Annotated in this window: 21 protein-coding genes; 8 read left to right on the plus strand and 13 right to left on the minus strand. The window is 65.5% G+C overall.

All coding sequences use genetic code 11. The annotated features are described in order from the left end of the window. Positions 1-2: 2 nt before the first annotated feature. Positions 3-1,250 carry a hypothetical protein gene (locus ACFXHA_RS03390; protein WP_379352455.1) on the plus strand — a complete coding sequence of 416 codons (1,248 nt, stop codon included), beginning with the start codon at positions 3-5 and terminating at the stop codon, positions 1,248-1,250. After that, entirely contained in the window at positions 1,247-3,199 is a 1,953-nt protein-coding gene (locus tag ACFXHA_RS03395) for an AAA family ATPase (protein WP_379352457.1), read from the plus strand. Before ACFXHA_RS03390 ends, ACFXHA_RS03395 begins: the two co-directional genes overlap by 4 nt. Here the strand turns inward: ACFXHA_RS03395 and ACFXHA_RS03400 are convergent, their stop codons facing one another. Next, positions 3,200-4,312 (minus strand): SEFIR domain-containing protein, encoded by a 1,113-nt coding sequence (locus ACFXHA_RS03400; protein WP_379352459.1) that lies wholly within the window; start codon positions 4,310-4,312, stop codon positions 3,200-3,202. Positions 4,313-4,793: 481 nt separating this feature from the next. Here ACFXHA_RS03400 and ACFXHA_RS03405 point away from each other — a divergent pair, with 481 nt between their 5' ends. Both ACFXHA_RS03405 and ACFXHA_RS03410 read left to right on the plus strand, forming a co-directional pair. Continuing rightward, positions 4,794-5,336: a hypothetical protein gene (locus tag ACFXHA_RS03405; RefSeq protein ID WP_379352461.1), complete on the plus strand. Its 543-nt coding sequence runs from the start codon at positions 4,794-4,796 to the stop codon at positions 5,334-5,336. Between the two features lie 257 nt (positions 5,337-5,593). Continuing rightward, positions 5,594-6,331: a hypothetical protein gene (locus ACFXHA_RS03410; RefSeq protein WP_379352463.1), complete on the plus strand. Its 738-nt coding sequence runs from the start codon at positions 5,594-5,596 to the stop codon at positions 6,329-6,331. Positions 6,332-6,352: 21 nt separating this feature from the next. Here the strand turns inward: ACFXHA_RS03410 and ACFXHA_RS03415 are convergent, their stop codons facing one another. The 8 genes from ACFXHA_RS03415 to ACFXHA_RS03450 form a co-directional block, all read right to left on the minus strand. Continuing rightward, positions 6,353-7,645: a caspase domain-containing protein gene (locus ACFXHA_RS03415; RefSeq protein WP_379352465.1), complete on the minus strand. Its 1,293-nt coding sequence runs from the start codon at positions 7,643-7,645 to the stop codon at positions 6,353-6,355. A gap of 1 nt (position 7,646) precedes the next feature. Beyond that, on the minus strand, positions 7,647-7,991 hold the full coding sequence (locus ACFXHA_RS03420; protein WP_379352467.1) for a hypothetical protein: 345 nt from the start codon (positions 7,989-7,991) through the stop codon (positions 7,647-7,649). Positions 7,992-8,045: 54 nt separating this feature from the next. Continuing rightward, on the minus strand, positions 8,046-8,204 hold the full coding sequence (locus ACFXHA_RS03425) for a hypothetical protein (protein ID WP_379352469.1): 159 nt from the start codon (positions 8,202-8,204) through the stop codon (positions 8,046-8,048). A 156-nt stretch (positions 8,205-8,360) separates the two neighbouring features. Beyond that, on the minus strand, positions 8,361-8,645 hold the full coding sequence (locus ACFXHA_RS03430) for a hypothetical protein (protein WP_379352471.1): 285 nt from the start codon (positions 8,643-8,645) through the stop codon (positions 8,361-8,363). Positions 8,646-8,717: 72 nt separating this feature from the next. Further along, positions 8,718-12,299, minus strand: coding sequence for a CHAT domain-containing protein (locus ACFXHA_RS03435; RefSeq protein ID WP_379352473.1), 3,582 nt, complete (start codon positions 12,297-12,299; stop codon positions 8,718-8,720). Positions 12,300-12,357: 58 nt separating this feature from the next. After that, positions 12,358-12,522: a hypothetical protein gene (locus tag ACFXHA_RS03440; protein WP_379352475.1), complete on the minus strand. Its 165-nt coding sequence runs from the start codon at positions 12,520-12,522 to the stop codon at positions 12,358-12,360. Positions 12,523-12,622: 100 nt separating this feature from the next. Next, positions 12,623-13,156: a hypothetical protein gene (locus tag ACFXHA_RS03445; protein WP_379352477.1), complete on the minus strand. Its 534-nt coding sequence runs from the start codon at positions 13,154-13,156 to the stop codon at positions 12,623-12,625. Positions 13,157-13,169: 13 nt separating this feature from the next. Then, a complete protein-coding gene (locus ACFXHA_RS03450) occupies positions 13,170-14,408 on the minus strand; it encodes an SEFIR domain-containing protein (protein WP_379352479.1) in 1,239 nt (412 codons plus the stop codon). Positions 14,409-14,880: 472 nt separating this feature from the next. On the opposite strand from ACFXHA_RS03450, the gene ACFXHA_RS03455 reads away from it, so the two are divergent. Further along, positions 14,881-15,393: a DUF6301 family protein gene (locus ACFXHA_RS03455; RefSeq protein ID WP_379352481.1), complete on the plus strand. Its 513-nt coding sequence runs from the start codon at positions 14,881-14,883 to the stop codon at positions 15,391-15,393. A gap of 15 nt (positions 15,394-15,408) precedes the next feature. Continuing rightward, positions 15,409-15,858: a hypothetical protein gene (locus tag ACFXHA_RS03460; protein WP_379352482.1), complete on the plus strand. Its 450-nt coding sequence runs from the start codon at positions 15,409-15,411 to the stop codon at positions 15,856-15,858. Between the two features lie 92 nt (positions 15,859-15,950). On the opposite strand, the gene ACFXHA_RS03465 is transcribed toward ACFXHA_RS03460, so the two are convergent. The 4 genes from ACFXHA_RS03465 to ACFXHA_RS03480 form a co-directional block, all read right to left on the minus strand. Then, complete coding sequence (locus ACFXHA_RS03465) at positions 15,951-16,952, minus strand: ABC transporter permease (RefSeq protein WP_379352484.1); 1,002 nt, start codon at positions 16,950-16,952, stop codon at positions 15,951-15,953. Then, a complete protein-coding gene (locus ACFXHA_RS03470; protein ID WP_379352486.1) occupies positions 16,949-18,469 on the minus strand; it encodes a sugar ABC transporter ATP-binding protein in 1,521 nt (506 codons plus the stop codon). The genes ACFXHA_RS03465 and ACFXHA_RS03470 overlap by 4 nt, the downstream gene beginning before the upstream one ends. 73 nt (positions 18,470-18,542) lie before the next feature. Next, entirely contained in the window at positions 18,543-19,496 is a 954-nt protein-coding gene (locus tag ACFXHA_RS03475; protein WP_379352488.1) for a sugar ABC transporter substrate-binding protein, read from the minus strand. Between the two features lie 31 nt (positions 19,497-19,527). Next, positions 19,528-20,568: a LacI family DNA-binding transcriptional regulator gene (locus tag ACFXHA_RS03480; RefSeq protein ID WP_379352489.1), complete on the minus strand. Its 1,041-nt coding sequence runs from the start codon at positions 20,566-20,568 to the stop codon at positions 19,528-19,530. A 256-nt stretch (positions 20,569-20,824) separates the two neighbouring features. Between ACFXHA_RS03480 and ACFXHA_RS03485 the strand changes: the two genes are divergently transcribed. Together ACFXHA_RS03485 and ACFXHA_RS03490 are read left to right on the plus strand one after the other, a co-directional pair. Continuing rightward, complete coding sequence (locus ACFXHA_RS03485) at positions 20,825-21,034, plus strand: hypothetical protein (protein ID WP_379352491.1); 210 nt, start codon at positions 20,825-20,827, stop codon at positions 21,032-21,034. A 61-nt stretch (positions 21,035-21,095) separates the two neighbouring features. Next, positions 21,096-21,944: an endo alpha-1,4 polygalactosaminidase gene (locus tag ACFXHA_RS03490; RefSeq protein WP_379352493.1), complete on the plus strand. Its 849-nt coding sequence runs from the start codon at positions 21,096-21,098 to the stop codon at positions 21,942-21,944. The last annotated feature ends 236 nt before the right edge of the window (positions 21,945-22,180 follow it).

Genomic DNA, 22,180 nt, shown 5'->3' on the forward strand with positions numbered 1-22,180 from the left:
CCGTGAGCGGATCTCCGAAATACAGTACAGTGCACGCGAATGCGCAATACGCCCAACGGATCGAAGCCGAACGCCGACGGCGAGAACAGATCCGTCAGGCCGAGCAGGCGCGCCGCGCGCAGCAGGCGCTCGAGGCCGCACGTGCCGCCGTGGCACGACGACTCGCGGCGGTCGTCGCGGCGGCGAACGCGCTGCACAGCCTCCCCGGTGTCGACGCGGCAGAATCCGCACAGTTGCGCGCGGCTCTCGATCAGGCTCGGGCGTTGCTGGACGCGGCTCGGGATCCGCGTACGCTGGTCGGCGCCGACCACGCGGTGACCGACGCCGAGGCGTTGCGCGCGACGGTCGCCACGAACGCCGTGCAGCGCACCAGAAGTACGGGCCGGCAACAACTTACGGTGATTCGCTCGATGCTCGGCGAACTCCGGATCAGTGACCGGTCCACCTTCGACTCGGCGGGCCGCCTGGCCGCCGATCGCGCGGTGGCGACGCTGGAGGGTCTACTGACCAAGGGTGACACTGCGGAGCTCGCCCGGGCCACGAACGTCTGCGCCGAGACAGTCCGCGCGCATCACGCGACGGTGACGGCCGCGGTGGCCGCGCACGCCGAGAAGATTCGTGAAATAGCCGCCACCACGACGGAATTGCGGGCTCGATTGCGCGACCTGTGGCACGCCGTGGAGAAGGCCGGCCTGGAAGTCGGCGGCTTGGCCGTCGCCACCGAGGTGCTCGACGAAATCCAGGCCCTGCTCGACGACGGCGATGTGGACACCGCACTGGCTTTCAGCCGGCAGTTGCCGGCGAGAATAGAGAGCGTCGAACAAGATGTCGACGATGCCATCGACCGTGCCACCGAGCGGCGCGAGATGCTGCGTGAAATCGTCTCCGCGCTACCGGATCTGGGTTTCGCAGTCGATCCCGCGTCGCTGGTCTTCGGCGAGGACGGCAGCGTCGCCGTGCAGGCACAGCCGCGCCGCGGCGAGCCGCTGCTCATCGCGGTACACGACGACGCACAGCAACGGCATCGGGTGAACTATATGCGTGCGGGAGACGAGGACGTCGAGCTCGACGATCGCGCGTGCGACAGCCTGCTGACCGTGGCCGAACAGGTGAATGCCGCACTGCGCCAAGGCGGATTCGACACCGGCGACATCCACTGGGACGAGGGCGCGGCGGGTCCGCGAACCCCGGGTTCGGCCGGGCTGCTGCGGTCGGCGGAGTCCGCGCCGGATTCGCGGGCGACCTCATGACCGCCTCCGCACCGGCCGCAGCCTGGTTCACCAGGATGTATCACGAGGTGCGGCGCAACCGACATCTGGTGCTGCACGGCAATATCGACGACCTGGTGTTGTGGGGCGACGAATACCGTCCCCTCGCCGCCGTGCTGCCGGAGTTTCTGACCGTCGCGGGATATGCCGTCACGACCCGCTACGACCTGATCGACGGTCTGGCCTTCCACGATGCCGCGAGCCGCTCGTTCATCCTCTCCCGGCTCGACACCGCACCGGCCCCGCCACCGCCCGAACCTCCCAGCCCCGACGACTCGGGTCGTACCAGGCAGCTCTCGGCCGCCGAACGCCAATTGCGTACGCAGGCACGCTCATCGACCAATCCCGCGATCCGGACCCCGACCGATCTGCTGGTGGCGACGCGGAGCCTGCTGCTGCAGACCGAGCGTTCCTGCGCGGTGGTGATCGATCAGGCCGATCTGATCTTCGCCCGCGGCATCGCGATGGACGACCACTATCAGGCGAACCTGGCCTGCCTGCGCAAGATGATCACCGAGGCCGGATACACCCGCACCCGCGACGGCATGCCGCTGCGCAATATCGTCATTCTGCTGGCCAATCAGCTGAATGTGATCCCGGAGTGGGTGTTTCGGAACAACCCGAACGTGTCCACGCTCGACGTGCCCCGCCCGAACACGATGGAGCGCACCGACTTTCTGCGCCGCGATCTGCCACGGTACTGGGGCAGCAACGAGCTGAGCCGGGAGCAACTCGATCGGGCCGCGACCACCCTGAGCAACCTGTGCGAGGGCATGACGCTGCTGGACATCGGCTCGCTCGGGTCGACCTCCCAGCTCACCCGGATCGACGCGAATTCGCCACGCCGACTGGTGATGCGCCATCGGTTCGGGCTGCAGAGCGATCCCTGGGAGCAGTTGGATCGCCAGAAGATCCTCGGGGCGGAGAAGCGGATCGCGGATCGGGTGATCGGTCAGGACGTAGCGGTGCGCGCCGTGGCCGATGTCCTCATCAATGCCCGGGTCGGGCTCGACTTCGTCTCCGGCCCCGATGCACCCGCGACCCGGCCCAAGGGCGTGTTCTTCTTCGTCGGCCCGACCGGTGTGGGCAAGACCGAACTCGCGAAGGCGATAGCGGAATTGGTCTTCGACGACGAATCCGCCCTGCGCCGATTCGATATGAGCGAGTACAACCAGGACCACTCCAGTGAGCGGCTGACCGGTGCGCCGCCCGGGTACGTCGGGCATGAGAACGGCGGCACGCTGACCAATTGGATTCTGGAGCGCCCCTTCAGCGTCGTGTTGTTCGACGAGATCGAGAAGGCTCATCCGCGAATCTTCGACAAGTTCCTGCAGATCATCGATGACGGCCGCCTCACCGACGGCCAGGGGCGGACCGCGCATTTCTCGCAGTCGATCGTCATCTTCACCTCGAATCTCGGCTCCGACACCCTCGACGGCGTCGGCGGTTCGGCCACCGAGCCGCCCGAGTACGAGGAGATCCGCGAACACTTCGAAGCGGCTGTGACGCAGTATCTTTCCGAGCAGCTCGGGCGACCGGAACTGCTCGGCCGGCTCGGCGGCGGCATCGTCGTGTTCGATGTCCTGCGCCAAGAGGTCATCAACCGGATCGTGGCGAAATTCCTGACGCAGCTGGGCAATTCGGCCACCGCACGCGGCTATGAACTGGAATTCGACCAGCCCGCCATCCAAGCGGCCGTGTCCGAGCACCTGGCCCGCGAGGGCGCGCGCCTGGGCGCACGCGAGATCCACAGCCCGCTGCTCGAACAGTGGGTCCGGCGGCCGCTGAATCGATGGATCATCGAGAACGAGCCCGCGCCCGGAACTCGGATCCGAGTTTCGGCGGGCGCGGACAGTCCCCCGTTCACCGTCGGTCTGGTCGATCCGCAGCCCGGTTCGGCGGCCCCGGACGCGCCCACCTCACCCGGCTGATCAGATCGGTCGAGTGGGCAGATGCGGCGGCGAGGAATTGGGTTCCGGTCGTTCGTACGGTGGCTGCGCAGTGATCACCCGGAGCAAGTCCTCGGCTCCCTCGACCGTCAGCTCGGACACGATGTAGTAGTCGGCGATGCCCGGCAGCAGGAACAGCGGGATCTCCTCGACCGACCGTCCGGGCAGCACGACGGGCAGCAGTTTGCGTTCCCAGGCCGCCCGGTCGGTGTGCAATCGATCCATCAGCACCGACATCTCCGACTGCATACCGCGATTCGTGAGGTTCTCGACCGGCCCGTCCCCGACGCGCTTGCAGTCCGGCGAGGCGATGACCAGGACGAAATCCGCGGCGGTGATCTGGTCGATGGCCCACCGGAACCAATTGCGCCGCCGATCGAGTTCCCAGCGGTCCATGTGCACGTCCAATCCGCACTGCCTGGCCAGAAATTCGCTGAACCGCAGGACCGCATCGGTGTGGTCGTGATCGTCGTGTGTGTAGGAGACGAACACCCGGGGCGCGCGCGACGGGCGGCCCGCCACGCCGCGTACGCGGGGCGGCACAGAACCGCCGGATCCGTTGGCCTGCACCGGTTCCTGACCGGAGGACACCGTATCTGCCAGTTTCACCACTACTTTCACCGGTTCGGCGGCCGGCTCGTGCAGCCGCGCGTCCGACGAACCGATCACCAGGTCGAACCGGGCGTCGATCGCGACCTCCAATTCCGCACAGCCCGTCGGCACCACGAGGCTCGCCCACGCGGTGTACGACCCGGCTCGCACCCCGGCCGCCGTCGAAGCCATGTGTCGCCAGCGCACCTCGGTGCCGCCGACACCGAACAGATCCACCGTCGGGCGCGTCGCCGGCAACCGCACATCCGTGCCGGGCACGAACGTCAGGAACCGATCCAGCGCATAGGCAGCCGGTTCCTGCGGTTCCAGCACATACCCCGGAATCGCGTCCACGACGGCCACGCGCCCATCGTCGGCCGCCGACAGTTCGATCCCGATCTCGAACCAGGCCGGACCCGGCACTCCGGGCTCCAGCATCAGGTCATAGTTCATCTTGATCAGATACGCGTCCTGACTCCGGAACGTCTCCGGACGCGGCTGCACAGGATGAATCTGCCAGCCCCGCATACGAAGAGCACCGAACGCAATCAAATCCGAAGCCGCGCGCGCGTCGCGCGAGCCACCGTCATCAAGCGAAAGCTGAACCGTAACCGGCACTTCCCCACCAAATGGACTCTCAACCGACATCGCCCGGATCTCCCCTCGTCTGGCCAACGTATCGAACATCCAGAGTAGTGCGGCCGCTCCGCCTCCACCTCGGTGATCAGCCATCGAAATGCTCAGTGCTGGGCGCGATTACGATACTGACGCCACATCAGGTTTCGGCGTTCGGGACGAAATTTGTGGTGTTCGCCGACAGTCATAAGCTCAGAGGTTCACGGACAACTTCTGAGATCTGAGTTCGGCGGTCGTTTTCCAGCCCACCGAGTCCTCGTTTTGAATGCTTTATCGCACAAGCGCTTTCGCCCTCACTGACGTTTTCGATCTCCTTGCCGGATTATGAGCGCTTTGCCAGACTGGTTTCATGTCGAATGCTCCCGTACTGCTCGCAGCGCTCGCCGCAGGGGATGGCGTGCGCATTACCTCGGTTGATGGTGTGCCCGGCAATGTCTGCAATGTCGAGATGCAGCGAATCGTCGATGGCCGCAAGGCCGGCAGCGCGATCTTCAGGTACCACACGGGTACGACGCCGTGGGAGATCGGAGCTGTGCTGTCGCAACAGATTATGGCGGCATCCGGCGCCGACTCGCGGTTCACACCACATGTCCTGGCCGACTGGTCCGCCAGGGAGTATCGCGGCGGATCCGCCGAGGCGGTTCGGTTGCTACAGGGCTTGCTCGGTAGTCGATACGAGCTGTACATGGAGACCTGCCTCGATGCCGCGCTGGCATCCGGAAACCGCCTCGCCGCGGTGATGATGGAGATGGAGAGGCGGGAAGTGCAGGCGAAACCGCTTGCCACGGCGGGCAGCAGCGGGTGCCTGGTTCTTCTGGTCTCCACCGCTGTTGGTGGTCTCATCACGGCTGTCGCCGGCTCGGCATTGATCAACCGGACCCGCCGCCGATAGCTACCATTGATTGCGATTGCCGACCGGAGAAGGTGTGACAGAACACTTTCCGAACTCCAGGGCGGCGCTCTCGAGCGTCGCCGATCGGTCTCATCGACACCACAACGGGGGATTTCATGCCTGAATCCGGTACGACGTGGGGCATCGCCTATACCCAACTCGACGGAGCGCCGGGCTCTCCGTTCGAGTGGCACACTTCGAAATACGCTTGGCCGAATCAGCAGGAAGCGGAGTCCCGGGCGAAATCAGGGTCCCTGATGTTCTCGGAGCCCTCCGACTTCAGGGAACCCCACCCGACCGTCGTAGGTGCCGTCCTTCTGATCGAGCGCTTCTTCGTCTTCGTCGTGTATCCGATCCATGGGGGCGATGAGGCCGGGTCCACCCGCAAGGCGACCGACGGCGTATCGGCCCGCTGGCTCGAGAACCTGCGCCCGACCGACGGCGGAAAGCCCAGCGGCCCGCCAGGTTCCAGCGGCTCACCCCAGATCGCCGCGATGGGCGCCATCCTCGAGGCCGCACAGGCAGGCGGTCACGAGGGCTCGATCAGTCCCGAGATCCGAGCCGCGTATCAAGCGCTGAGGGCACTGATGATCGAAGGCCGCTGGGACGCCTCGGTCGCCGCGCTGATCCGGGACGCCGGGCCTGCCTACCGCGGCGTGGCGTACGCGTTCTTCCGCAACCTCATCGAATACCGATTCACCGGCACCGAACACCGACTGGCCGTCGAGCGATATCTGCGCGGCGTTGCGGGTTTCAGCGGTGCGGCCATGCAGGGCACCGATATCCCCCTGATGGCCAGATTCATCGTCGATCAAACCGGCGACGGTCAGCCGCGTCTGGGCCGCACGAACATCGCGGGCCTCGACCTCGATCGGTATCAGGACGACGCACTCGCCACGGCGATTGCGGTCGGCAGTTTCGAAGGATTGAGTGCCGACGAAATCGCGGTACGGCTCGAAGGTGCGGTCGCCAGATACGCCATGGGGAGGCGATGATTCAGTCCCTACAAGTCTTTGTCATGCCAGCGGCACGGTATGCAGGTTCCAGCCCTCGGACAGCCTTCGATACCAGATGCACCGGCCTGATCCGGGGGAAATCTCGACCATCGTCCGCCGCCAGTCCATGAAGAACCGCCGGCCGGCGGCTCGGGCGTCGATGCCCTCGTGGACGTAGTACACGCAGTACACCACCGCCGGCGGTGCGAAATTCGGATTCACCTCGGGAGAAACCGTTTCGTGTGAGCAGCACGCAATCATCTGGCGACTTCGGTCCACGTGTCGGAGATGCTGGAGCAGTTCTCGCTGGTCGCCGTTGCTGCTCTCCTCCGTGGATACCCAGTCGACCAGGTCGGCGTAGGCCGCCTCCGCCGAGGCATGGACAGCGAATCTGCGGTCGTCAGGACCCGACGACGGCGCCCAATTCAACGCTGCCTTGTGGTGTAGCGAGACTTGGCTCGACCACGGGAAGTCGACCCGCACCCAGCCCCATCCCGGGCCCACCTCGACGACGGGCTCGGGCGGCGGCGGAGGCGGCGGCGGAGGCGGCGGCGGAGGCGGAGGCGGCGTCCCATCGGGCCTGCGAGCCAATGCCAGGCGCCCGACCGTACGGGTATTGCGTTGTTCGGGCCGCGGATATCCCTTGGCAGGCAACACCTTTTCCAGGTGTTCGTGTATCGCGGTGAGGGTCAGCAACTCGACGTCGGGGTCGGTGGGACCGTGACGCAGCAACGCCACCAGTTCACCGGTGTAGGCGGTGTATTCGGCCGAGTCCGGAGCCATGGATGGGCGGTTGGCCGGCGACGAGGTCAACGTGCAGGCGCCCGCCACGCTGATCTGACCCGATACCGCCGAGCTGACATCGGTCATGAGACCGATTGCCCGACCGGAGAAGCAGCAATCCAGGATGAGGACCCGATTATCGGCCCGAGCATGGGCGAGTCGGCTGCGGAACAGCTCGAACGGCAGCGCCGTCCACGACACCATCTCCCGATCGCTGCGAGTGTCGGGCAAGGCCAAATACAGGGCGCCGTCCACGCCGACCAAGCCGTGACCGGCGTAGTAGACCAGCAGCAGATCCTCGGCCTGCCCGGCAACCTCGTTCAGCGCCGCGCCGATGACGCCCCGGTCGGACAAATCGGGAAGCACCACACAATGTTCCGGGGCCAGCGCGGTCGCCCACGAACTGGTGAAGATCTCGGCAAGTGCTGTCAGGTTGTTGCGCACCGCCGGAAGATCGGGAAGGTCGGTGTCAGCGTAGGAACTGGTTCCCAGCAGCAGCGCCCGTGACCTGGCTGCATCGGGTAACCGCACCCTAGCCCTCGAGTGCTTTCCGCAGCAGCTCGGCCACCTCGGGAGCCGGCAGATCGGTCACCGTGATCGTCACGCTGCGATGCGCACCGCGGGTGATCTCGATCTCCGCCGAGGGGCGACGGTGCTTGATCCACACCGTCAGCGACGCCGCCAACGCCGCACCCAATCCCTGTGCCCCGACCGCGACTACCAGCACATCCACGACCGCGCCCATGTCCCCGGGCCGCACCACCGGTTGCTCCACAGATACTCGGCCGCGGAACTCGTCCTCGCGCGATAGCCAAGCCATCAGATCAGTCAGCTCCGACTGAGCGTTCCCACCCACCAACCGAATCCGTGCTGTCATCCCCGCTCCTCCCCCATTCACCAACAGCCACACGCGATTTGCTATCAGCCATCATCACACAACGGTCTTGGAACCACCGCTGATCTGCAGTTCCCACCGGTCACCCAGTGGGGTTCTCTCGAACGGGATAAGGAAGTTCATCGGGACCGAGTCCGGGTCGAGTTCCCGCAGGGCGATGGCCACATCGACGATGTCCTCATCGGACTCGCCCATACCGAAAATCGCGCCGGAACACGGAGACAACCCGGCGGGGCCGGCGCGCGCAAGGGTGTCCGCCCGGTCGGCGAAGGTGGGGTCGCGCAGATCTCGACGTTCGGGTTGTCGGCTTTGATTGCGGCGATGGTGTTTTCGATCCGGACGATGTCGCGTTCACCGGGCCCGCAGCCACTGGCGACGAGGCAGAGGTACCTCGGACTGCGAACCGCGGCGCTGCGAGCAGTAGCCGCAATCCTCCTGGCACAGAACACTTTTCATGTTGATGATCGTGTTCGGCTTGACGCGCATCCCGAAGAACTCACGCCGCACCCGTGAACCCGCAGCGATGACGTCGATCAGCGGTTCCGAACCCGCCGGCAGTGTCAGCCCCTCCGCCCTCGCGGGAGCGACCCTACCTAATCCATTGTCCACCAACCGATTCAACAATCCATTCGTCACACCTCAGCCACCTACCTCGAGATCGAGCACTGTTCAAGTGTGCCCGCGATCAGCACAGACCCCGGGGAACCGTCACGCCCCCGTGTGCAGGTGAGCGGCCCAGAGTGATGGCCGCGGGAGGTAGGCGTCGCGGACTGCACGAACGGCATGATGAAGAGCGCGAGCGGGATCGGGATTGGCTGCGGAAGTGAGTTCTCGATAGAAAACGTCGGATACATCCAGTGCGACTCGATCGTTCACCCGCCACAAGGTGCAGATGACGTGAGGGTATCCGGCGAGCTGGAAGGCCGAGCCGAGGTGGATGGCCTCGTCGAGCAAGCGGACGGCGGTGGAGAGTCCGGTCTCGCAGGCCGAAAGATAAGCCAGCCGAGCATGATCGAGATCGAGCGGGGTCAACGCCGCGACGGTGAAGGGGATCGAGGTGTGGTCGTGCAGCAGCAGACCGCTGCGGGAGGGGTCCTCGGCGTCGCTCCGACCGTGGCAGACGAAGTGGGCGATCGAGCGTGTTTCCAGCAATGCCAACACGTTGGCTCGCGTCGGAGTGGTCAGCGGACCGCTTGCCGCCGTGGATGTTCCGGCCTCGGCCTCGACGAGAGTCACCGTGTCCGGAAGTCGGCCGGCCACGAGACGAGCCTCGTCGAGCGCGTAACGGAGGTGCGCGCTGATGCCCGGTGTCGTGGGCATCGCAACGATCAGCGATCCACCCTCAACGCCGGAGCCGGTCCCGAAATCGCGACGGCGAGCATGGCGTAGTGCGGCGATGGTCGGTGTGTAGGACGAGGTCACCCGATCGATCACGGTACGGGCGTCGGGGTCTACCCGCGTGTGGTGATAGCCGGCAGCATGCATCGGCAGAAGACTGAGCAGTCCCCCGGTAATCCACCAGACTCGTGGTGCGGCACGGTCGGGCGCGATCCGCTGGTGATAGCCCAAGGCATTCAGTACCGGACCGGTCGCGTGATCCCACAACCATTCCAGAGTGCGACTCAGTTCGGCCTCGCCGGCTGCCCTCGCCACCCAGCTGGTGCTGGTTTGAGCGGAATCCAGGGCAGTACGAAACGCAGAGATCCGATCGATGACCGTTGTCAGTTGCAGCCCGGGCAACGCCACGCTGGTGATCTGTTCCGCCGTGAGCAGGATGGCATCGCTGCGGTGACTACTGATGTTGAACACGACGATCGGCCCCTGCTGGGCCTGAGCAACCAACTCCTGGCTCTTGGGCGGCAGCGCGAACGAGGCGAACCCGTCATGCGCCCGTATGCGGGCGAGTAACTCCTCGAACTCGGCCACCAACGTCTGCCGAGCGTCCACGGGGTGCTCGTCCAGCCATAGTTCGGCCGGCTGATCGAGCCGCTCGCGCAACCGAATGAAGCTCGAGGCGAGATCCGGCTGCACCTTTGCCAGATCGGTCAGATCGCTTCGAACCTGCAACGCCTGACTGAGCAGTACGCCACGACCGGCTTCCATCAATTGCACTGCCCGCAGGGCTCTTTCGTGCTGCGGAGTCTCCGGGTCGGCGAGTGCGAGTGCAGCCGCATCCGCTGCGAGCCCCGCATGACGGGCCAAGGCGAACTGCTGGTCGGATCGTTGCAGCTGTCGCGGGGCAACCTGAGCCAGCAGCCCGACCGCGGTCTCGATCAACCGGGCAGCACGATTCGGCTGCGAGGATGCGAACAGGTCAGCACCGATGCGCGCCGCGACCATCCGCACCGAAGGTCTGGCCTGCGTCGCCGTCGCCGCTTGTTCGAGCGCGGTGCCGGCCTCGGCGAGATCGGCTGGTCTGCCTGTCACATCGCACAGCGCGCGCAGCGCCACCCCGAGTGCCAACAGCCGCGACCCACGGGAGGCCTCGTCGATGCCGGTCATCTCCACCGCCGCGCGACCCAGCCGGATGGATTCGTCCAAATCGGCTGCAAGCCCAGTCTTTTCGAATCGTTGCCGCAGGGCGTCGCCGAGGTGAGAGAGATAGTGCGCGCGGTCGGCGTGGCCCGGTTCGCTGGCCTCGACGGTGGACCGGCGCAGATCCACCGCCTCGTCGAGGTCGGCCAACTCACCGGCGCGCCCGAACCGCGTTTCCAGCACGCCTGCCAGACTCGATCGCATTCCCGGCTGATCCGGATGATGGAGTGGAGTCAGGCCGAGGGCATGACGGCCCAGCTCGATCGATTCGTCCAGATCCTCGACCGCGTCGGTGCGCTCATACCGGATCAACAGCATATTTCCGAGGTTGGACAGGTATCTACGCAGGTCGGCATGGTCGGGTGGAGTCAAAGCCACGACATCACGGGCGGCGCGAATGGATTCGTTCAGATCGGTGAGAGTGCCCAAGTGCTGGAACCGGATACGCAACACACTTCCGAGATTCGACAGCCGCGATCGCAGGGCGGCGTGATCGGCCGGAGTTACCTCGACCGCAGACCTGCCCACGCGGACTGCTTCCTCCAGATCCTGCTGGATCCCGTTGTGCTGGAATCGAATTCTCAACGCATTACCGAGATTGGACAACACACGGGGTCTGTCCGGGTTCTCGTCCGCCATCGCGACCGCGGCGGCACGGTTCAGTTCGATCGATTCATCCAGATCATCCAACCGGCCCTGGCGCTCGAACCTGGCTCGATGCGCGCTGGCGAGATTCGATAATCGCAGGCCCCGGTACGGTCCGTCCGGCGGCCCCGCGGCCACCGCTTCTTCATGCGCCCGAATGGATTCATCCAGGTCATCGAGACTGTCGCTGTACTCGAATCGGATGCGCAGGGCATTCCCGAGGCTCGACAGACGACCACCCCGGTTCGGGTCCGCCATCGAGGTGATCTCGAGGGCAGACCGCGCCATCTGCACTGCCTCGTCGATATCGGCCGACATCCCGATCCGCTCGAATCGAATCTCGAGGAATACCCCGAGATTCGACAACCAGCCGGCAAGGTCCGGATCGCCGGGCTCTGCCGTGCCGACTGCCTTGCGGCCGTAGTCGATAGCTGAATCGAGATCGGCCATCACACCGGTACGCGTGAACCGAGTCCCGAACGTGCCCGCGAGGTTCGCCAGGCACGCTCCACGATTCGGATGATCGGAGGGCGCCTCGACCGCGCGCCGCCCTACCCGCACCGCCTCGTCCAGGTCGGCCAGCGCGCCGGCCCGCTCGAAGCGAACTCTCAGTGCCGCACCGAGATTGGACAGCCGCACCACATGGTTGACATCGTCAGCGGGAGTCACGGCCACTATGCCCTGCCACAGCCGAACCACGACATCGGCGAAGTCGTGATCCGACGACACCGACATCTGTTCGAGCAGCCCAAAGGCTGTCGGCGATAGGTTATCGGCAAGCGTCGGCAGCAGGTTCTCCCCGATCATCTCCAAACGTGCCCGGCCGAGGAAAACCGGGACCAGCATGCTGACGGCGATCGACAGCTCGCCGCGCTGCAGGCTCGACGGCACAGCGAGGTATCGGTACCAGTGGAATGCGCCCAGCAGGAAGCGAGAGTCGCCGTCCTCGGGCAGCAGTGTGGCACCGAGCGATCGAGCCGCTACCAGGAGGTCGGATTCGAGCACGTCCGCAGCGGCGCCCTCGACCGTCATCGCCCGCGCGACCACCAATGCGAGTTTTGCTTGCAGGGCGCGCCGATCGATGTGCTGCGGCGCATCGTCTCGATCCAACCGGCCCCCACAACTCCTCGAGTCTCTCTGAGTCAGAGTAGGTCGCAGCTGGGCTTCATCATCCAGAACCCAACATTCCGGCCGCGCTCGAATAGCCGGCGAGGGCTGCCTCGGCGGTGGCGGGCGCGAACGGTTCGACGGCAGTCACCGTGAATTCCCGCAGCCGCAATTGCGGTGCGCCGGTGTCGACGAGAACCCACTCGTGGTGGGTACGCGCGGTCATCGGCTGATCGTTGGGTGCTTGCCTCGACGGCTCCCGCCGTTTCGCACCTGGTGTGGCCAGGTGCATGGACTATGGGACATGGCCGCCCATGCTCGCCGGGTCAGGAGTGAGTCGTCGAGTCGAGGAGGCGGTGTTGTTCGGCTTTGAGGGCGGCGAAGGTTTCGCGGACGTGGGTGATGTAGTCGGAACCGGGGTGGCGAATGAGGGTGCGCTGGTAGGTCGGGGGGCTGGATTTGACGGTGACCTCGAGGGCGCTGACGTGGGCGCAGAAGGTCAGGAGTGGTTCGGGCACACCGGTTTCGGAGAGGAGGTCGGCGCGTTCGACGATGAGGTCACGCATTTTGCGGTTGGCGGGTAGCAGCGCGTGATCGCGCCATTCTCGCCAGATCGGTGAGTCGGCGTCGGGGCGCCGGTCGTGTTCGGTAGGCAGGTGCGTGGCGCGCAGTGCTTCCCAGATGCGCTCGTTCACCTCGACCCAGGCGTGCAGTGGCCCGTAGAGATCACAGAGTTGACTGCTGATTCGTTCGAGGCGGGCCCGGCGCTGTTCCTGCACCAGTTGCCCGCGTTGGTTGAGCAGGAAGGCCAGTACGGCGACGATGATGCTCGCGCTGGCGGTGATGATGGCGGCGGGCACGGTCGGCTCCTGGTCACGATCCTGCAGGACGGGTCGGCAGTACCACCACCGTGGGATTTCGCCGGGGCGGCGCGTTGACGGGGCTGCGGGTGATCACGCGCAGCAGATCCTCCGCGCCTTTGATGCTCAGATCGGAAACCAGGTAGTAATCGCCGATGCCGGGCTGCAGGAACAGCGGGATCTCCGCGATGGAGCGGTCGGGCAGGAGCACGACCGGCAGGAGCTTGCGCCGCCAGGTCTCACGGTCATAGTTCAACCGGTCCATCAGGATCGACATCTCCGATTGCATGCCACGGTTCTCCTCGTTGCCGACCAGTCCGTCGGCAACCCGCTTGCAGCCCGGCGAGGCGATGATCACGACGAAATCAGCGGCGGTGATCTGCTCGATCGCCCACAGATACCAGTCGCGCCGCACATCCAGGTCCCAACGGTCCATGTGCACATCGAAACCGCAATCCGCGGCGAGGAATTCACCGAAACGCAGGACTGCCATGCTGTGGTCGCGGTCGTCGTGGGTGTAGGAGATGAATACCCGCGGCACATGAGGACTGTTCGGAGCCGATCCGGAATCGCTGAGCGGGTCGAGTTGTCCGGCGTACGGGGTCGATTCCCGCAGTGCCAGAACGACTCTGGCCGGCTCGGATGCCGGGGTGTAGATGCGCGCGTACTCGGACGCGACACCCAGGTCGAACCGGGCGTGAATATCGACGGTCAGTTCCGGGCACCCCGAGGGGACCGCGATGGTGGTCCAGCACGTGTAGTTGCCGGGGCGCACACCACCGGTGCCCGTCGTTGTGTAGCGCCAGCGAACCTCCGGTCCTCCGAGACCGAACAGATCCACGATCGGTAGTGTCGCAGGCAGTTTCACGTCGTCGCCGGGGACGAAGGCGAGATAACGGTTGAGCGCGAAGGATCTCTCCGGCTGCGGTTCGAGCACGTACTGCGGAATCGCATCGATGACCACCGCGTCCGCATCCGCGACCGACAGCGCGAATCCGATCTCGAACCACGACGGACTCGGAACTTCGGCCTCCAGCATCAGATCGAAGTTGATCTTCACCAGATACGCGTCCTGACCCTCGAACTCCCCAGGCCCCTGCCGCACCGGGTAGATCTGCCAGCCGCGCATCTGCAAGGCGCCGAAGGAGATTCGGCTCGGCGCACCGAAGTACTTCCTGGTCCCGCCATCATCCAGTTGGAGTGCGACCGAGACCGGCGTAGTCCCCACTCCGGAGCTTTCGGCGATCGACATTGCTCGCGCCCCCTTCATCGTGCAACCCTTCAGACAACCAGGATAGTGAACTCCGGCATCTGCACGGGCCCATCGACGTTCACCGAATTTCAGCGTTTTCCAGTCCCGCTACGGCCCGTAGTGCAGATAGCCGGCCCGGCGGTCGGGATGGTCGCGAAACTGATTCCGGCACTGGTGGATCGCGAGGTTGAGGGCGCGCGCACTGAGCTCAGTGCGGGTCGTGGGGCTGTAGGGGTAGGTGACGACCGAGATGGCTTGCCGGGAGGCAGGCCTGAGAGGAGTCCGCAGGCATCGGATGCAGATCAGTGCGTTCATCGTTGGGCGTCGCAGCTGCCCTGGACCGAGCGATCAGTGGCATGAGCGTGCGTGCTGTCGGGTCGATCGGATACGTTCCCGTGAACCACATCGATGGCCCGGCGAGCAGAGTTGCTCACGGCCCGCCGATTCGGGTTAGTACACAATCAGTCCAGCGTTGAAGGAAGTACCCACCTTGCAGGTCGATGTTGAAGGCGCGATTCGAACTGCGCGCCTGGCAGCCGAGTTCGACTGGACCTGGTATCTGGACAAAGACCTTCCCGGATTCTGTGATGCCGCTGGATGGGACCTCGGCGAATCCACCGAGTACCGCACGGACTTGCGCACGGATCTCCGAGTACAACGCCCTTATGCGTCGGCGGATCGGCAAAAGCGGATGTTCGATGAGGTGTCGGTGCTCGTGAGCGACGAGATCGACCCGTCCATCTCGTGGGCACAGCGGCGGCGGCCCCTGGTGGATGGCTTCGCGGCCGTTGGTAATGGGTTGTTTCCGGCGATGGGTAGTCCCACCCGGGTAGCGCCGGGGGAATCGGCGATGATGAGTTGGGAACGTCCGCTGGTGTGGATCCAGCTGAAGATTGTCTACAACACGATCGTCCTGAGTCTGATCAGTCAGGAGTCGCAAGAGACCGCCGATGGCGAAGCACGATACTTGGCCGGCAACTGGTGAGCCGAAGGTACCGAGATGAACGCAATATGCCTCGACACTTCGTGGCAGAAGTTTTCCGCGGGACTGGCATTGGCGTTGTCGTGTATGCCCTCCGAGTCGTATCTGGTGCTCAATGCCGCAAACGGCCGGTATGCCCGCTTCTATGTGGATACGCCCGTGTTGTGGTGCGAAGTTGTTCACAACGAACAGCTCACCGAGGAATGGCGGATGCCCGAGCAAGTCGAAGCCTTTCTGCAGCATCACAGTTGGGCTGCTCCAGTCGAAGGGCAGTCGGTCAACTGGCATCGATTGGTCGCGTGGCCCGTGCCTTTTCGTGCCTATGAGTTGGTCGCGGAGCAAGTATCCGCAGCGCTGAGTCACGGTGTCAGGGTGGAAGATCCGACCGAGCTCGATATCGATTCCTGGATCCAGAACTCGAACGAAGACTTCAACATCTCGGCCTTGCGCCGTGTCGTCGAAGGCTGACTACGAAGTAGCAATCAGAGTCTGGCTGCCTGAGGGAGGCCGACCGAACCACGAACGCACTCGAGTCGGTGCGGGTTCAGGCGGTCAGGTGGTCAGGTGGTGCTGGATAGGTGTGTTGTGAGGCGTTTGCGGTAGGCGTCGAGGATGACGGCGATGATGATTACTGCGCCGGTGACGATCATGCGTTGGAAGTCGGAGACGCCCATGAGGAGTAGGCCGTTGGTTAGGACGCCTAGTAGGCAGGCGCCTAGGAGGGTGCCGATTACGGAGCCGCGGCCGCCGGAGAGGCTGGCGCCGCCGATGACTACGGCGGCGATGGCGTTGAGTTCGTAGCCCTGGCCGAGGATGGGGCTGGCGACGCCTAGGCGGGCCATGTAGACGACGGCCGCGACGCCGACGCAGAGGCCGCCGATTACGAAGCAGATGACCTTGATCAGGCCGGTTCGGTGGCCGGACAGTCGTACTGCCTCCTCGTTGTTGCCGGTGGCGTAGACCAGGCGGCCGAAGACGGTGCGCGACAGCACGAACCAGGCGAGGGCGACGATCAGGAGTGCGGCCGCGAACACGGCGGGCACGCCGGCGACGGTGGCGGTGCCGAAGTTGGTGAGCGCCTTGGGCAGGCTGTAGATGGTGCGGGCGCCGGTGTACTGCTCGGCGGTGCCGCGGGCGACGTAGAGCATGCCGAGGGTGACGATGAACGACGGCACCCGCCAACGTTCGGTGACGAAGCCGCTGATCAGGCCGCAGGTGGCGCCGATCGCCATGCTGACCGCGATGGCGAGCGGAATCGCCGAGGAGGTGCCGTTCTCCATGGCCTTGCCCGCCACCACCGCGCACAGCGCGATCACCGACCCCACCGACAGGTCGATGCCGCCCACCAGGATCACGAAGGTCATGCCGACCGCGAGGATGGTGTTGAGGGTGATCTGGGTCATGATGTCGCGGACATTGCCGGTGGTGGCGAAATGCGGTGCGGCGGCGAGGAAGAAGCCCGCCAGCGCGACCAGCGCCACCCCGATGCCCGCCTCGCCGAGCACCTGGCTCAGCGCCTGTCCGGTGCGAGTATTGGCCCGCCCCAAGCTGATCGAAGTCATGCTGCACTACCGTTCTTCACGTATCCGGAGTAGGCGAGATGGAGGATGCGCGCGGCGTCGAAATCGGCCCGCGCCACCTCACCGGCGATCCGCCCGGCCGAGAAGACCAGGATCCGATCACAGATGCCGAGCAGTTCCGGCAGGTCGGAGGACACCACGAGCACGCCCTTGCCCGCCCCGGCCAGATCCAGCAGGAGTTGATGGATCTCGTAGCGCGCCCCGACATCGATGCCGCGGGTCGGTTCGTCGACGATGAGCAGGTCGGCGTCGACGGCCAGCCAGCGCCCGAGCACCACCTTCTGCTGATTGCCGCCCGACAGCGAACGCACCAGCTGCTCGGGACCACTGGATTTGATCCGCAGGGTGCCCGACAGCGCTGTGGCGCTCGCGATTTCGACGGCACGACGCAGCAGCCCCGCCCCGCTGACCCGGTCCAGACCGGCCAGGCTGAGGTTGGCCGCGATCGACAGATCCAGCACCAGCCCTTGGGCCTTGCGGTCCTCGGTCAGGAAGCTGATGCCGTGCCGGACCGCGTCCCGCGGGCTCCGGATGCGCACGGCCCGTCCACGAACCCGCACGGTGCCCGCGGCCGGGCGGTCGGCTCCGAAGATCGCCCGCATCGCCTCGGTGCGACCGGATCCGACGAGCCCTGCGACGCCCACCACCTCACCCGCGCGCACGGTCAGCGAGATCGCGGGCGCGCGCGTGGTGACGGCGAGATCGCTGACCTCCAGCAGTTCCGGCCAGACGGGGCGCGCGGTGACCGGCGGGTACTCCGCGGCCAGGTCGCGACCGACCATCATGCGGACGAGTTCGGGAATCGTCAGGTCGGCGACGGCACGGGCGGCGACGCTGGTTCCGTTGCGCAGCACCGTGACTCGATCGCCGATCTCGAAGATCTCGTCGAGGTGATGGGAGATGAAGATGATCGCCACCCCTTCCGCCTTCAGTTGGCGCATCACGGTGAACAGGGTGGCGGTTTCGCGCGGTGTGAGCGTCGCGGTCGGCTCGTCCATGATCAGCAAACGGCATTCGCTCGACAGCGCCTTCGCGATCTCGATCAACTGCATCTGCGCGATGCCCAGCCGCCCCACCGGCAGGTCCGGCGACACGTCGAGACCGATCCGGGCGAGCAGAGCCGCTGCGCGCCTGCGCATTTCACGACGGTCGACCACCCCGAACCGCCGTGGCAACCGTTGCAGGAAGAGGTTCTCGGCCACCGTCAGCCCGGGCAGCAATGCCAGTTCCTGGTGCACGACCCGGATTCCGGCCCGCAGCCCGGCGGCGGCCCCGGCCGGTCGATGCTCGACATCGCCGAGCGTCATCGTCCCCGCGTCCGGTTGTTCCACGCCCGCAAGGCATTTCACGAGGGTCGATTTGCCCGCGCCGTTCTCGCCGATCAGCACATGGATCTCACCGGCCGTCACCGCGAGATCGACGCCGTCCAGTGCCGTCACGCCCGGGTAGCGTTTGACCAGTCCCGTGATGCGCAGCAGCGCATCGGATTCGGAGTTCATTGCTGCTCCCACAGAGTTCGAGGGCACGCCGGGGCGGGAGCCGTCAACACCCACCCCGGCGTGTCCGGAGCCGTCAGGACCCGGCAGTCACGACGGTCATCCGGGTCTTCTGCCAGCCGGTGACGGACTGGCCGCCGATGAGTTTCATAGCCACATCGATGCCGTCGCCGGCCTGTTCGGAGCCGAACTGGTCGAGAGTGGCCAGCACCGGCCCGCTCTGCAGGTAGGGCTTGACGGCCGGAATATTGTCGATGGTCACGACTTTCACGGCGGCCTTGCGTTCCTGAATGACCTTGATCGCGCCGAGCGCCATCGAGTCGTTGGACGCCATCACGCCCTGAATGTCGGGGTGCGCGGTGAGCATATTGCCGAATACCGTGTACGCCTCGTCGGTTTCCCAGTGGGCGGTCTTGGAGTCGAGCAGGTTCAGCTTCGACTCGGCGATGGTATCGTTGAATCCGTTCTTGCGTTGCAGCGCGTTGTCCGCGCCCGGATTGCCTTCCAGGATCACGACTTTCCCGGCCGGCCCGACCGCCTTGGCGAGGACGTCACCGACCTGTTTGGCCCCGGCGCGATTGTCGGGTCCGACCAGCGGCACCTCCACACCGGCGGCCTTCAACGCGTCGGGATCGAGGGCCACGTCGATGTTGACGACCTTGATGCCCGCCTTATCGGCCTTCACCACCGATTGCACCAGCGCCTTGGAATCCGCGGGTGCGATCACGATGGCTTGCACCCCCTGCGTGATGCACTTGTCGACCAGGGCGATCTGACCGTCGACATCGGTTTCGTTCTGGATGCCCGCCGCTTGCAGACTGAGCGTGCCGAGCTGGTCGACATGCGCTTTCGCGCCCGTCTGCATCTGCTGAAAGTATTCGTTGGCAAGGGATTTCATGATCAGGCAAACCGTGGGCTTGCCACCGGTCGCGGTGGCCGGGCCGGCGGTCGTCTGCTCCTGGCCGCAGGCGGAGAGCGTGACCGTGGCCGCCGCCGCGAGCACCGCGGCGAAAACTGTCCTGGTGCGCATGTGGGGTGTACCTACTTTCGACTAGCGGTAATCAGGTGCGATCCTGGATGGCCGAGTCGCCGCCGAGCGGATCCGGGCAACCGCACGATCCGCGGGCGACCAGGGTCGTTTCGTGCACGATTCGGCTGGGGGCGAGGTCCCGATCGGCGATCTTGGCCAGCAACCATTCGACGGCCGAACGTCCCAGACTCTCGAACGGCTGGCGCATCGTGGTGAGTGCGGGCACCGTGTAGGCGCTGCCTTCGATGCCGTCGAAGGCGCAGATCGCGAGATCCTCGGGAATCCGCAACCCGACCTCGGCGGCGGCACGCAGCACACCCAGCGCCTGCTCGTCACTGGCGACGAACAGCGCCTCCGGACGGTCCGGGCCCAGCAACAGGGCACGACCCGTGCGATAGCCTTCGGCCCGCCCGAACGCGGTGTGCACCAGCATCTCCGGCGCGGGCACCCGACCGGCCTCGGTGAGCGCGCGCCGCCAGCCGGCCACCCGGTCCACGGTCGGATGGATGCCGTCGAGACCGGCGATGCAGCCGATCCGCGTAAGTCCGTGGGCGAGTAGATGTCTGGTGGCCTGATACGCGCCACCCTCATTGTCGACGAGCACATGGGTGGCACCCGGCAGTTCGAGTTCCCGATCGAGGATCAACCGCGGCATCGTCGTCCCCGACAGTTCGGCGATCCAACTGCCGGCCCCGTGCGCCGGAGCCACGATCAGTCCGTCCACCTGCCGATCGATGAGGGCACGGATGTGGGTCGACTCCCGCGCATCATCGTCCATGGCATTGCCGAGCAGCAGCGAATACCCGGCCTCGAACGCGACATCCTCGACGGCCCTGGCGAGTTCGGCGAAGAAGGGATTCGAGTTGTCCGGAACCACCAGCCCCAGCGTCATCGTCCGGGACGTCTTCAACGACCGCGCCACCGCATTGGGCCGATATCCCAATTCCTCGATGGCCGCGACGATCCGGGCCCGCGTCGCCGGCGCCACTCCCCTCGGCCCGTCGTTGAGCACATAGCTCACCATGGCCTCTGACGTGCCCGCCAGCTGCGCCACATCGCGCCGCGTCACCATATTCTCGGATCCAATCAACTCGTGTTGATTGGAGAGTATGCAGTGGATCACACCCGGTAGGCAATAGCTATCCAGAGATTTTCCCCAGTGCGCCAACGGAATTGCCACGCGATAGCGCACGGCCGTCGATTCGCCCACTGGGCTGCCGGATATCGGGACGGCGTGTCGCGGCGGCAGGAAGTGACCCGAAGGGGTTCCTCTTCGGCATAATCGGCCCGGCATGGAAGGTTCCGACTGGAAGACTCGGAGGCAGGGAGTGCACAAGTCTCGTTTGATCGCCGGTTCGATTGCCGTGGCGCTGAGCATGACCGCTCCGGCGTTCGCGGCCCAGGCGCACGCCCGGCCCGCCACGGTCAGCGCGGAGGATTGCACGTCCTCACGCGGCGGCAAGATCAAGTACGACGGGGGCCGCCGGGTCTGCCAGAGCAATGACTCCCGCGTGGACGGACTCCCCATCCGCGGATAGCGAGATCCGGTCACCGCGGCTCCTCATCGTTGCCTCACACAGCCGCGCACAGACTGTGCGAGTGACCGAGCATCCCGCGATTACCCCGTTCCTCCGACGATCTCTGCAACTGGCGATCGCCGGGGCGTTGATCACCGCCGGATGCTCGACCGCACCCAACTCGCCCAACTCGCCCGGCACGCCGGGCTTTCCGGCGGGCGGGGTGGCCGACTACCAGTTGGGCGGCCCGTACGCGCCGGCACCGGGCACGAAGATCGTCACCCGCGACAGTACGGCGACCCCCGCCGAGGGCTTGTACAACATTTGTTATGTCAACGCCTTCCAGACCCAGCCCGGGCACCGGGAAGCATGGTTGCGCGACCGGCCCGACCTGGTCCTTTCCGACCGGAACGGCGCACCCCTGATCGATGAGAATTGGCCCGACGAGCTGATTCTCGATACCTCCACGGCGACGAAACGCGGCCGCCTCGCCGATATCCTCCGAAAGGTCATCGCCACCTGTGCCCAGAAAGGGTTCACCGCGGTGGAATTCGACAACCTCGACTCCTACACCCGTTCGCGCGGCGCGCTCACCGCGGCGAACAATCTGCGGCTGGCGACGGTCCTCGCGAAGTCCGCACACAACGCCGGTCTGGCTGTCGGACAGAAGAACTCGGCCGAACTCGGCGAAACCGGCAGGCAGCAAGCGGGTTTCGATTTCGCCGTCGCCGAGGAATGCCTGCGCTTCGGGGAATGCGACCGCTGCACCGCGGTTTACGGCCGATCCGTCATCGACATCGAATACCTCGACAACCTGCCCGCACCCCTCGACAGCGTCTGCACGCAACCGAATCGAGCGGCTTCCACGGTCATTCGGGACCGCGCACTGGTGCCGCGCGGCACCGACGGATACTTCTACCGCGCCTGCTGACGGGCGGAATCGAGTAATTCCAGCTCCAAATACCGAATGGTCCGAAGCATTTCTGAATCCGGGTCCTCGCAACCGAATTCACGCGCGGTCAGCAGACATTCTCGAGACACATCCGGAAGCGGCCGCGTACACTTCCGCGCGAAGTTCGCAGTTCCGAGAGCAAGGCGAAGTGCAATGGTGAATCTCAACTGGACCACAGCCGTGACCACGGGCCCCGACGGAATCCGTACGGAAGA

It is taken from the genome of Nocardia sp. NPDC059240 (genome assembly GCF_042753865.1).
Taxonomy (GTDB): domain Bacteria; phylum Actinomycetota; class Actinomycetes; order Mycobacteriales; family Mycobacteriaceae; genus Nocardia.